Origin of the sequence: Kitasatospora sp. NBC_01250 (assembly GCF_036226465.1) — a bacterium.
Classification (GTDB): Bacteria; Actinomycetota; Actinomycetes; order Streptomycetales; family Streptomycetaceae; genus Kitasatospora.
Genome location: NZ_CP108476.1, coordinates 5,652,404 through 5,664,983 on the forward strand (window position 1 = coordinate 5,652,404; position 12,580 = coordinate 5,664,983).

The 12,580-nt window shown below is 72.9% G+C and carries 9 protein-coding genes; 7 read left to right on the top strand and 2 right to left on the bottom strand.

Features of this window, described 5'->3' with window-relative positions:
- Window positions 1–239: 239 nt before the first annotated feature.
- The 7 genes from OG500_RS23890 to OG500_RS23920 all read left to right on the top strand — a co-directional run bounded on the left by OG500_RS23890 (window position 240) and on the right by OG500_RS23920 (window position 8,928).
- On the top strand, window positions 240–890 hold the full coding sequence (locus OG500_RS23890; protein WP_184942562.1) for a sigma-70 family RNA polymerase sigma factor: 651 nt from the start codon (window positions 240–242) through the stop codon (window positions 888–890).
- Complete coding sequence (gene rsrA / locus OG500_RS23895) at window positions 887–1,243, top strand: mycothiol system anti-sigma-R factor (RefSeq protein WP_327068867.1); 357 nt, start codon at window positions 887–889, stop codon at window positions 1,241–1,243. Before OG500_RS23890 ends, rsrA begins: the two co-directional genes overlap by 4 nt.
- Before the next feature lie 305 nt (window positions 1,244–1,548).
- Window positions 1,549–3,024 carry an HD-GYP domain-containing protein gene (locus tag OG500_RS23900; protein ID WP_329583303.1) on the top strand — a complete coding sequence of 492 codons (1,476 nt, stop codon included), beginning with the start codon at window positions 1,549–1,551 and terminating at the stop codon, window positions 3,022–3,024.
- Window positions 3,021–4,721, top strand: a complete 1,701-nt coding sequence (locus OG500_RS23905) for an HD-GYP domain-containing protein (protein WP_442907055.1) — start codon at window positions 3,021–3,023, stop codon at window positions 4,719–4,721. The genes OG500_RS23900 and OG500_RS23905 overlap by 4 nt, the downstream gene beginning before the upstream one ends.
- Before the next feature lie 308 nt (window positions 4,722–5,029).
- Window positions 5,030–6,019 carry a hypothetical protein gene (locus OG500_RS23910; protein WP_327068869.1) on the top strand — a complete coding sequence of 330 codons (990 nt, stop codon included), beginning with the start codon at window positions 5,030–5,032 and terminating at the stop codon, window positions 6,017–6,019.
- A 52-nt stretch (window positions 6,020–6,071) separates the two neighbouring features.
- Window positions 6,072–6,704, top strand: a complete 633-nt coding sequence (def, locus tag OG500_RS23915; RefSeq protein WP_329583307.1) for a peptide deformylase — start codon at window positions 6,072–6,074, stop codon at window positions 6,702–6,704.
- Between the two features lie 259 nt (window positions 6,705–6,963).
- Window positions 6,964–8,928, top strand: coding sequence for a glycoside hydrolase domain-containing protein (locus tag OG500_RS23920; RefSeq protein ID WP_329583310.1), 1,965 nt, complete (start codon window positions 6,964–6,966; stop codon window positions 8,926–8,928).
- An 87-nt stretch (window positions 8,929–9,015) separates the two neighbouring features.
- On the opposite strand, the gene OG500_RS23925 is transcribed toward OG500_RS23920, so the two are convergent.
- Window positions 9,016–10,011 (bottom strand): ribonucleotide-diphosphate reductase subunit beta, encoded by a 996-nt coding sequence (locus OG500_RS23925; protein ID WP_329587710.1) that lies wholly within the window; start codon window positions 10,009–10,011, stop codon window positions 9,016–9,018.
- 20 nt (window positions 10,012–10,031) lie between these two features.
- A complete protein-coding gene (locus tag OG500_RS23930; RefSeq protein ID WP_327071665.1) occupies window positions 10,032–12,368 on the bottom strand; it encodes a ribonucleoside-diphosphate reductase subunit alpha in 2,337 nt (778 codons plus the stop codon).
- Window positions 12,369–12,580: the final 212 nt, after the last annotated feature.

Sequence of the window (12,580 nt, forward strand, 5' to 3'; positions counted from 1 at the left end):
TGGGTCGGTCCCGATTCAGCGAGGAGGTGGGTCCGGTCGTCGCGACCGAGGACGAGCCGAACGTGGGCCTGGGCGGGCACGACCCCGCTGCCGGGTCCGACTTCGCGGCCGAGTCGCACGCTGCCGACTCCGTGGTCGAGCCCGACGCTGCCGATGACGCGGCGGAGCCGCTCTCTGCTGCCCACGCGGCGGAGCCGCTCTCTGCTGCCCACGCGGCGGAGCCGCTGACTGGCGAGGAGCTGGCCGAGGCGATCGGTGAGGACACCTTCCGGGTGTCCGCCGAGGAGAGTGAGCAGGCCCGCCGCGAGCGCTTCGAGCGCGACGCGCTGGGCTACCTGGACCCGATGTACTCGGCCGCGCTGCGGATGACCCGCAACCCGGCCGATGCCGAGGATCTGCTGCAGGAGGCCTTCGCCAAGGCCTACGCCTCCTTCCACCAGTTCCGCGAGGGCACCAACCTCAAGGCCTGGCTCTACCGCATCCTGACCAACACCTTCATCAACTCGTACCGCAAGAAGCAGCGGGAGCCCCAGCGCACCGCCGCCGAGGAGATCGAGGACTGGCAGCTGGCCCGGGCCGAGTCGCACATGTCGACCGGTCTGCGCTCGGCCGAGACCCAGGCGCTCGACCACCTGCCGGACAGTGACGTGAAGGACGCCCTGCAGGCGATCCCCGAGGAGTTCCGCATCGCGGTCTACCTCGCGGACGTCGAGGGCTTTGCATACAAGGAGATCGCCGACATCATGGGCACCCCCATCGGTACGGTGATGTCCCGGCTGCACCGAGGCCGCCGCCAACTGCGGGGCATGTTGGAGGACTACGCCCGCGAGCGCGGGCTGGTCCCGGCCGGCAGCGGGGCTGGGCGCGAGGCGAAAGGCACGGGCTCATGAGCTGCGGAGGTCCGCACAACACGGACTGCGGCGAGGTGCTTGACCACCTCTACGAGTTCCTTGACAACGAGATGGCCGAAGGCGACTGCGCCAAGCTGCGCGAGCACTTCGAGGAGTGCTCGCCCTGCCTGGAGAAGTACGGCCTGGAGCAGGCCATCAAGGCCTTGATCAAGCGCTCCTGCGGATGCGACGACACCCCGTCGGACCTGCGGAGCAAGGTCCTGGCGCGGATCGACAGCATCCGGGCCGGCCAGCGCAGCGGCGAGCCCGTGGTGGAGGTGGCTCCGGATGCCCCCGCCCACGGGGAGGCCGGCCTGCTGGCGGCCGGTCAGGCCGCGACGCCCGCCGAGTAGGCCGTGATCGCCGAGTAGGCCGTTCGGTCCCCTGGGGCCCGGGAGTGCGTGCACTCCCGGGCCCCAGTCGTTCCCGTGGGCGGCCCTGTTCGCGTTTCGGCAGTGTGACGTGGCGTCAGTTTCGCTACTCACTCGATCGGGTGAGTGTGGGCCGTGCTGACGCGGGTATCGCGCGCTGACGCGTTCAGCCGCCGCGGTGGAGACCTATCCTCCTCAGACGAGGCCGTCGGCGAGCTGGGGAGGCTGAGATCGCTGTCGATCGCGGGGGCCGCACGCTCCCTGGACAGACGCCGACGCGGCTTTCCGTGGCGGCCGGTGGATACGTCCTGCTGGTGCTCCTGGCCGCCGCCGCGGCGCTGCTGCCCCTGCTGCCGGGCGTCGCCGCCGGCATCGGGCTGCCCGCCCGGCTGGACGGGCCGGTCGACTGGCCCAAGGTCGCGCTGCTCGCCTTCCTGCACGCCTGCTGGGAGTCGCTGGCCCAGGGGCTGCCCACGCCCTGCCTGCGGCTGGCCCGGCGGGTGCGCGCCTGGGCCGCACGCCTGCTGGGCCGCGGCACCAGGCCCCGGGCGAGCGTCAACGAGCCGGTGCGGCCGAGTGCCAACACCTTCCTGCCGGTGCTCTTCGCCGGAGTGCTGATGCTGCCGCCGGCCGCCGCGGCGCTGGTCGCCCTGCCCGCCACGCTGACCGGCGCGGCGGCCGCCCCCCGGCTGCTGCGACGGGCCTGGAACGCGGCGCAGTTCGCGCTCGCGGCCTGGCCGGCCGCCGCGCTGTTCCGGCTGCTGAACGGTCCGCGGCTGCTGCTCGGCTCGCGCTACCCGGACGCGCTGCTGCCCGCGCTCGCCGCCGTCCTGGTCTTCTGCCTGGTCAACGGGGTGCTGGTGGCCGGCATCCGGTTGCTGGCCGAGCACTGCTCGATGGCCGAGCTGCGCCGCGGGGCGCTGAGCGTGCTGGGCCCGCCCGCCTTCCTGCACGCGCTCGGCGGACTGATGGTGGCGGTGCTCTGGCAGGGCCCGTACGGGGCGTTCGCCGCGCTGCTCGCGCTGCTGCCGCTCTCCATCTCGGCCTGGGTCTTCGCCCAGGGCCACCGGGAGCGGGCCGCCCACCGGGCCACCGTGGAGGCGCTGGTGCAGGCCGTGGAGATCAAGGACTCCTACACCCGCGGCCACAGCGAACGGGTCGGCCGGGCCTCGGTGCTGATCGCCGGTCAGCTCGGCATGGCGGGGGAGCGGCTGCGCACCCTGCACTTCGCCGGCACCCTGCACGACGTGGGCAAACTCGGGGTGGCCACCGAACTGCTGCGCAGAAACGGGCCCCTGGACGAGGCCGAGCGCCGGGCGGTGGAGGTGCATCCCGAGTACGGCCACGACCTGGTGCGCGGGATCGAGTTCCTCGGCGAGGCGCACGCCGGGATCCTGCACCACCACGAGCGGATGGACGGGCGCGGCTACCCGCACGGGCTGGCCGGCGAGCGGATCCCCGAGTTCGCCCGGATCATCGCGGTGGCCGACGCCTTCGACTCGATGACCTCCACCCGCTCCTACCGGCGCGGTCGCCCGGTGCCGGAGGCGGTGGCCGAACTGCGCCGGTGCGCGGGCAGCCAGTTCGACCCGGTGATGGTGGAGGCGCTGGTCACGGCGGTGGACCGGTGCGGCTGGCAGCCGGTGCTGCCGTCGGCCGAGCAGACCGACGCGGCGGTGCCGGACATCCCGCTCGGGGTGCCGGAGCCCGTCTCCCGGCCGGCCGCCCGGGGTGTGCGGTCCCCGAGCCGGGGCGCGCGGTGACGCCGGCGCCCGGCCGCCCCGCGCGGCAGCTCGGCGGGCCGGCAAGGGTGCTCGGCGGTCCGGTGCGCGGCGGGGTGAACGGCGCCTCGCTGGTGCGGGCGGCGGCGCTGCTGCTCTTCGCCGGCTCGCTGGCCGCGCTGCTCGCCCACGGGCTGACCCAGCCCCCGGTGGCGCTGGCCTTCGGGGTGCTGATCGCGATCGGCGAGGCGGTCCGGGTGGGCTCGCCCGGCGGGCGGGCGCAGGCCCCGCTGGGCGCCGCGATCGGGCTGGCCTACGCGCTGCTCGGGCCGCTGCGCGGGCTGCCCACCGGGCACGGGGTGCTCCAGGTGGTGGCGGTGGCGGGGCTGGGCCTGGCCACCGGGGCGCTGGTCCGCACCCTGGTGCTCGGGTGCGGCCGGCTGCGGGGCACCGAGCGCTCGCGGGTGATGGCCTCGGTGCCGCGGCCCAGGTCGCGGACGGCCGGAGCGCCCGGCCCGGGGCGCATCACGGTGCGCGGCGCGGTACGCGGCCCGGGCGGCGATGCCGGGCGCGCAACGGCGCGCGAGACGGTGTGCGGCGCTGAGCACCGGTCCGGGCACCGCCGGCCCGGGCGTCGCGGGTTCGCGCGGCCCCCGGGCCCGGCCCGCCGGCCGCTCCCGCTGCCCTGGCGCACCCGCCGGCTCGACCGCTCGACCGCCCGGACGCCGGGCCGCCCGGTCCTGCCGGCGGTGCGGCGCTACCGGGCGCACGGGTGGCCGTACGGCCCCCGGGTGGTGGCCCGGTGCGACGGTGCGGCGCGTCGGCTGCTCGCGGTGGCCTTCGCGGCCACCCTCTTCCAGCCGCTCTACAACAGCGGCGCCCTGGACCGGGTGCCGCTGGCCGGTCCGGCCTACGGCGTGTTCCTGGTGCTGGTGGCGGCGCTGGCCGGGCTGGCGGACGCGGTGCTCGCGGCCTGCCAGCACCGCTGCGGCGGGCGGTTCGGCGCGGCGCTGGAGGAGGAGCTGCGCACGCTGCCGGGCATCGGCTCGGCGATCGCGGCCACCGGGATGCTGATCAGCCTGGCGGCCGGCGAGGTCGGGCTGTGGGCGCTGCCGGTCTTCTGCCTGCCGCTGCTGCTGGCCCAGGCTTCGCTGCGGCGCGCGGCTGCCGTCCGGGCCACCTACGGGCAGACCATCGCCACCCTGGCCCGCGCCACCGAGGTGGCCGGGTACACCGCGCCGGGGCACGCGCGCCGGGTCGCGGACACCGCGTGCGCGCTCGGCCGGGAGCTCGGCCTGAGCACCCACGACCTCGCCCTGCTGGAGTACGCCGCGCTGATGCACGACATCGGTCAGCTCTCGCTGGTCGAGCCGGTGCGCGGCGGCGCCACGGCGACCCTCCCCGAGCCGGAGCAGCAGCGGATCGCCCGGCTGGGCAGCGAGGTGATCCGCTGCACCGGTGTGCCCGGACCGGTCGCCGAGCAGGTGGCCAGGCTGGCCGACCCGCTGCTTGGCCCGGACGGGCGTACCGACCGGAGCCTGCCGCTGGCCGCCCGGATCATCCGGGTCGCCAACGCCCACGAGGACCTGACCGGGCCCGCCGGTGGTGGCGAGGCGGCGCTGGCGGTGCTGCGCGCGGGGCAGGGGCGGCTCTACGACCCGGTGGTGGTCGCGGCGCTGGAGCGGGTGCGCGCCGTCGGCTCCGGCCCGTGCACGGTGGGCCGGGCCGAGAGCGGGTGACTCAGCGTGACCTGACGCGTGGGGAGCGCACCCTGCCGCCGCCGTGGTTGGATGCGGTCGTAGCGTGGAACACCCGAGCAGGGGCCGTCGGCTCCTCGGCTCCGGCCACCGTGGCGAAGGCGCCGGCGGCAGCGGGACCGGGTGGCACGGCCGGACCGGGCGGGCGCGGCGGGAGCGGGTGCCACAACCCCGCCGGGGCGCTCGGCCCGGGGCGGTCCCGCCGAGGCAGGCGGGCCGACCGGACCGGCTCGGGCGGCCAGGCTCCCGGCAGGACTCAGCAGCACCGAGCGGACAGGCGGCAGGGCAACGTGAAGATCTTCCACCGGGCACGGCATCGGCCGTCCGCCACCTGGCGGCAGACGACCGACCGGGCCTTCACGCTGATCGGCGACGGGCGCTACGAGGACGCCGGCGCGCTGCTGGTGATGGCGGCCGACCTGGAGCCCTGGCTCTCCGACTCCTGGTTCAACCTCGCCCTGCTGCACAAGTTCCGCCGGGACTGGGAGCAGGCCAGGGTGGCCGGCCTGCGCGCCGTCGCACTGCTGGACCGCGACCACGGGGCTCCCGACTGGTGGAACCTGGGCATCACCGCCACCGCGCTGCAGGACTGGCCGCTGGCCCGTCGCGCCTGGCAGGCGTACGGCCTGCGGCTGCCCGGCGGTGGCGGCGCTGCGCCGGACGCCCCGGTCCGCCTCGACCTGGGCACCACCCCGGTGCGGCTGTCGCCGGAGGGCGAGAGCGAGGTGGTCTGGGGCCGCCGGCTGGACCCGGCCCGGGTGGAGGTGCTCTCCATCCCGCTGCCCTCCTCCGGCCGCCGCTGGGGCGAGGTGGTGCTGCACGACGGCGCGCCGCACGGCGAGCGGGTCGCGGGCGGCGCCGCCTACCCCGTCTTCGACGAGATCGAGCTGTGGGCGCCCTCGCCGGTGCCGACCTACGTGGTGCTGCTGCAGGCCGCCACCGAGGCCGACCGGGACGCGCTGGAGCGCCTGGTGGCCGAGGCGGGCTACGCGGCCGAGGACTGGACCTCCTCGGTGCGGCTGCTCTGCAGAGCCTGCTCGGAGAGCCGGATGGTCACCGACGACGGCCGCACCGTGCACCACGACCCGCACGACGACGGGGACGCGGCGCACCCGGGCCACCTCAGCCACCTGAGCCAGGGCAGCGGCGGGATGGCCTGGCTGACCGAGCGCGAGTGCGGCATCGCGGCACCGGCGGGGCTGGTGCGGCTGCTGCTGGACCGCTGGGTGGCCGCCTCTCCGACCACCCGGGCCTACCGCGACGTCGAAGAGGTCTGCTGACGCCCTACTCTGGGTGTGATCTCAGCAGCCCAGAGGAGCGGAAGAAACAGCGATGGCGGAGCAGCACGAGCACACGCACGACCACGAGGCCGAGTCGGCCGAGCAGGCCCCGGTCAAGGTGATCGGCGAGGAGCCCGATCTGTCCAAGGGCACCGCGCGCCCCATCACGGTGGTCGGCAACCCGGTGCTGCACCGTGAGTGCAAGATCGTGACGGCCTTCGACGCGGAGCTGTCCGCGCTGATCGACGACATGTTCGTGTCGATGTACGCGGCCGCGGGCGTGGGCCTGGCGGCCAATCAGATCGGCGTGGACGCCAAGGTCTTCGTCTACGACTGCCCGGACGACAACAACGTGCGGCACATCGGGCACATCATCAACCCGGTGCTGGAGGACCTCCCGGTCGACCGGCGGACCCTGGACGACGGCAACGAGGGCTGCCTGTCGGTGCCCACCGCCTACGCCGAGCTGGCCCGCCCCGACTACGCGGCGGTGACCGGGCAGGACAAGGACGGCAACCCGATCCGGGTCGAGGGCACCGGCTTCTTCGCCCGTTGCCTGCAGCACGAGACCGACCACCTGAACGGCTACCTCTACATCGACCGCCTCTCCAAGCGCGACCGCAAGGACGCGCTGCGACAGATGGCCGACGGCACCCCGAGCTACGCGACGGTCCCCAACAGCTGACCCTGCGTCACCTGGCAAGGGCACGACGGCGGCCCCGCTTCGGCGGGGCCGCCGTCGTGCTGCCGCCGGGCCTGTCGGCGTGTCGGCCGGGGGATGCCGCCGATCGGAGAATGTCGTGGGTTTGTCACAGCCGGGGCGCAAGGGGAACCGGTGAAGGCTGTGCATATTATCTTTCGGGTCGCGCTTGAATGATCAAGATCGCGGACGAACTGAAGGGGTGGGAACCACCGCTATGCCAAAGAGCTCGGCTTCACGCCGTTTGGCCGGCAGTACCGCCGTCATTCTTCTTGCCACCGCAGGACTCGCCGCCGCCGTCCCCGGGGCCCAGGCCGCGGACGCCGCGGGCTCCCGGACCGTGGACTACCAGGGCTATCAGCTCCAGGTGCCGAGCACCTGGCAGGTCGTGGACCTGGCGCAGAACCCGAACGCCTGCGTCAGATTCGACCAGAACGCCGTCTACCTGGGCAGTCCCGGGGCGGACGAGAACTGCCCGGCGCACATCAGCTCCGCCCTGACCGAGGCCCTGGTGATCCAGCCGACGCCGACCCCGGTGGCCGGTCAGCCGGCCGCGCCGGTGGTCGAGCCCGGCGCCGCGCTGCCCGCCTCCGTGCTCAAGGCCGGTGCGTCCAGCCACCAGCTGCGGGCCCAGCTGCGCGGCACCGGGCTGCAGGTGACGGCCAGTTACGGGAACAGCCCGCAGCAGGTGGACACCATCCTGGCCGGCGCGAAGGTGACCGGGAGCGCCAACAAGCCGGCCGCCGGCGCACCGCGCTCGCTGATGGCCACGCCGCGGGCGAACGCGAACGCCTCGGGCACGGTGGCGCCGCAGACCAACGGCTCCGGGAACGGCTTCGACGCCTGCACCGCGCCCTCGGCCGCCCAGATGAACGCCTGGTACGGCACCTACAACGCGGTCGGCATCTACATCGGGGGCCGGCGCGCCTGTGCCCAGCCGAACCTGACGGCCGGCTGGGTCAGCGACCGGGCGGCCGGTGGCTGGACCTTCCTGCCGATCTACGTCGGTGCCGACGCCTCCACGATCGCCACCGACCCCGGCACCGCCCGCTCGCAGGGCGCCGCCGCCGCCACCGACGCGGTCACCCAGGCGCAGTCGCTGGGCTTCACCTCGGGCTCGGTGCTCTACAACGACATGGAGAGCTACGACTCCGCGACGTACAAGAGCCAGGTGCTCAACTACCTCAGCGGGTGGACCGACGCGATCCACGCGGCCAACTACCGCTCCGGCGTCTACGCCAGCGCCAACAGCGGGGTCGCCGACCTGTCGAGCGTCTACAACGCCTCCGGGTACTCGATGCCCGACGTGCTGTGGTCGGCGTCCTGGGGCACGGCCGGGGACACCACCAGCGCCGCGATGGGGCTGACCGCCGCCAGCGCGGGCTACTGGCCGGGCGGCCGGCGGGTCCACCAGTACTCCGGTGACGTCAACGTGAGTTACGGCGGGTACTCGGGGGGCGTCGACCTGGACAACGTCAACGTCAACTCGGAGGCCTCGGGCAACGTCATGCAGCCCGGGCAGCAGCTCGACCCCGGCAACAGCATCACCAGCACCAGCATGAAGATCGTCATGCAGACCGACGGCAACCTGGTGGCCTACGCCGTGATCGGCGGCCACCAGGGACCGGCCATGTGGAGCACCGGCACCAGCGGCAACCCGGGCGCCTACGCGCTGATGCAGCGGGACGGCAACCTGGTGGTCTACCGGGCGAACGGGACCGGGATCTGGAACACCAGTACCTACGGCAACGGCAACTATCTGACGGTCCAGGACGACGGCAACGTCGTTCTGTACGGCGGTGGTGGCGGTGCGGTCTGGTCCACGGGCACCTGGCAGGGCGGTACTACCGTCACAGGTGGCCAAAGCCTCGGCGGGGGCCGATGGGTCAAGGCCGCGCAGACCACCCTGCTGATCCAGGCTGACGGCAACGTGGCGATCTACCGCAACACCGACGGCAAGAACCTGTGGAGCACGGGCACCGGAGGCAACGTCGGTGCCTACCTGACCATGCAGACGGACGGCAACCTGGTGGTCTACCGCCAGGGCGGCGGCCCGAGCGCCGGCGGCGCGTTGGCGAACAGCGGCACCGCTGGGAACCCGGGAGCGTACGCCGTCCTCCAGGACGACGGCAACTTCGTCGTCTACCGGCAGGGTGGCGGGCCCGCGACCGGTGGCGCCCTCTGGTCCAGCGGCACCTACCTGGGCTGATCGGACCGCACCGCGTTCGAAAGTGCAACGCCGCCTCCTCGCAGGTGAATCCTGCGAGGAGGCGGCGTTGGTCGGACAGAGCGTGGATCAGAAGTCGTCGTCGAAGGCGACCGACCCCTCGACCGCCACCTGGTACGCGGAGACCCGGCGCTCGAAGAAGTTGGTCAGCTCCTGCACGTTCTGCAGCTCCATGAAGCCGAACGGGTTGGTCGAGCCGTAGCGGATCGGCATCCCGAGGCGGGCCAGCCGCTGGTCCGCGACGGCCTGCAGGTACTCGCGCATGGAGGCGGTGTTCATCCCCGGCAGGCCGTCGCCGCAGAGGTCCTGGGCGAACTGGAGCTCGGCCTCGACGGCCTCCTCCAGCATCTCGGTGACCTGCTTGGCCATCTCGTCGTCGAAGAGGTCGGGCTCCTCCTCGCGGACCGTGTCCACCACCGAGAAGGCGAAGTCCATGTGCATGGACTCGTCGCGGAAGACCCAGTTGGTGCCGGTGGCCAGGCCGTGCAGCAGGCCGCGGCTGCGGAACCAGTACACGTAGGCGAAGGCGCCGTAGAAGAACAGCCCCTCGACGCAGGCCGCGAAGCAGATCAGGTTGAGCAGGAAGGCCCGGCGGTCCGCCTTGGTCTGCAGCGAGTCGATGTGGTCGACCGCGTTCATGTACTTGAAGCAGAACTGGGCCTTCTGGTGGATGGAGGGGATGTTCTCCACCGCGGCGAAGGCCGCGTTGCGGTCCTCGGGGTCGGGCAGGTAGGTGTCGAGCAGCGTCAGGTAGAACTGGACGTGCACGGCCTCCTCGAAGAGCTGCCGGGACAGGTAGAGCCGCGCCTCGGGCGAGTTGATGTGCTTGTAGAGGCTCAGCACCACGTTGTTGGCGACGATCGAGTCACCGGTGGCGAAGAAGGCGACCAGACGGCCGATCATGTGCCGCTCGCCCTCGCTCAGCTTGGCGAGGTCGGCGACGTCGGAGTGCAGGTCCACCTCCTCGACGGTCCAGGTGTTCTTGATCGCGTCGCGGTACCGGTCGTAGAACGACGGGTAGCGCATCGGACGCAGGGTCAGCTCGAAGCCGGGGTCGAGCAGCATCTTGTCGCGCGCGGGGGTGGTCACTGGCAGGCCTCGCAGGACTCGGGGTTCTCCAGGGAGCAGGCGATGGCGGCGGCCTGCTCCTCAGCGGTCATGGTGGGGGAGGGCACCGGGACCGCGGTCTTGGCGGCGCCGCTGGCGGCCTGGGCGATCCGGGTGGCCGGGCGCGAGCGCAGGTAGTAGGTGGTCTTCAGACCCACCTTCCACGCGTAGGCGTACATCGAGCTGAGCTTGCCGATGGTCGGCGCGGCCATGAAGAGGTTCAGCGACTGGCTCTGGTCGATGTAGGGCTGCCGCGCGGCGGCCAGATCGATCAGCGCGCGCTGCGGCAGCTCCCAGGCGGTGCGGTAGCGCGAGCGCAGCTCGGCGGGCAGCCAGCCCAGCTCCTGGACCGAGCCGTTGGCGTCGCGCAGCGCGTCGCGGGTCTGCTGGTCCCAGACGCCCAACTCCTTGAGCTCGCGCACCAGGTAGGGGTTGACCTGGAGGAACTCGCCGGAGAGGGTCTCGCGCTTGAAGAGGTTGGAGACCTGCGGCTCGATGCACTCGTACACGCCCGCGATCGAGGCGATGGTGGCGGTCGGGGCGATCGCCAGCAGCAGCGAGTTGCGCAGGCCGGTGGCGGCGATCTTCGCGCGCAGCGCGTCCCAGCGGTCCTGCCAGTGCGGCGCCGTGGCGAAGTGGTCGATGTGCAGCTCGCCGCGGGCGGCGCGGGTCTCGGCGTAGGCCGGGTGCTGCCCGAAGCTCTCGGCCAGCTCGCTGGAGCGCTCGTAGGCGGTGAGCATGATGCGCTCGGCGATCAGCGTGGAGAGCTGCTTGGCCTCGGCGGAGTCGAAGTCCAGGTGCAGCTTGAAGAAGACGTCCTGCAGGCCCATCACGCCCAGGCCCACCGGGCGCCAGCGCGAGTTGGAGGCGCCGGCCTCGGTGGTCGGGTAGAAGTTGATGTCCACCACGCGGTCCAGGAAGGTCACCGCGGTGCGCACGGTGGCGTCCAGGCGCGCCCAGTCCATCGCGTTCAGCAGGTCGCCGGCGGTGGCGCCGTCGGCCACGTGGGCACCGAGGTTGACCGAGCCCAGGTTGCAGACCGCGGTCTCGGAGTCGTCGGTGACCTCCAGGATCTCGGTGCACAGGTTGGAGGAGTGCACCGTGCGGCCGGGCAGCGCGGTCTGGTTGGCCGCCCGGTTGGAGGCGTCCTTGAAGGTCATCCAGCCGTTGCCGGTCTGCGCCAGGGTGCGCATCATCCGGGCGTACAGGGTCTGGGCCGGGATGGTCCGCACGGCCTTGCCCTGGGCCTCGGCCTTCAGGTACGCCTCGTCGAACTCCGCGCCCCACAGGTCGACCAGCTCGGGGACGTCGGCGGGGGAGAAGAGCGACCAGTCGGCGTTGGCGTTGACCCGGCGCATGAACTCGTCCGGGATCCAGTGCGCCAGGTTGAGGTTGTGGGTGCGGCGGGCCTCCTCACCGGTGTTGTCCCGCAGCTCCAGGAACTCCTCGATGTCCGCGTGCCAGGTCTCCAGGTACACGCAGGCCGCGCCCTTGCGACGGCCGCCCTGGTTGACGGCGGCGACCGAGGAGTCCAGGGTGCGCAGGAACGGCACGATGCCGTTGGACTTGCCGTTGGTGCCGCGGATCAGGCTGCCGCGCGAGCGGATCCGGGAGTAGGACAGGCCGATGCCGCCGGCGTGCTTGGACAGCCGGGCGATCTGGGCGTACCGGGAGTAGATCGAGTCCAGGTTGTCCAGCGGCGAGTCCAGCAGGTAGCAGCTGGACATCTGCGGGTGCCGGGTGCCGGAGTTGAACAGGGTGGGCGAGGAGGGCAGGTAGGAGAGCGCGCTCATCAGGGCGTAGAGCTCGGCCACCTCGCGCACCGACTGCTCGTCGTCGCCGACCGCCAGGCCGCAGGCGACGCGGAGCAGGAAGTGCTGCGGGGTCTCGATCACCTTGCGGGTGATCGGGTGGCGCAGCAGGTAGCGGGACTGCACGGTGCGCAGGCCGAAGTACTCGAACCGGTCGTCGCCGCGGGTGTCGATCAGCGCGTCCAGGGCCTCGGCGTGCTTGGCCACGAAGGCGGCGGTGCTGTCGCCGATCAGGCCCTCGGTGTGGCCCACCGCGATCGAGGCGGCGAAGGACAGGGCGCCCTGGCCGATCGCCTCGTCGGCGATCTCCTGGGCGAGCAGGCGGGCGGCCAGCTTCGAGTACTGGGGGTCCTCGGCGATCATCGAGGCTGCGGCGTCCACGGCCAGCCCGCGCAGTTCGGCGAAGTCCGAACCGGCGTGACGGCCGCGCAGCGCGGCGGCGGCGACGTGGCCGGGGTCCACCTGGGGGAGGTCGGTGCTTCGGTCGGTGAGCAGCCGAAGCAGCGCGGCCCCGGGGTCGGTCTGGGCGTCGTTGGAGGCACCGCCAGGCCGGAGGCTGGGGGAAGAACCCTGTGAGGGCAGGGTAACTGAGTCAACGACGGTCAAGGCGCTCTCTCCTGTGGCGGCGGCGGACTGGCGGAGTCCGTGGCCCGCGCGCGCGGCAGGGCAGAACAGCACGCCGAAACTTTCCGGCGCGCGTCATCCACCCTGGCCTG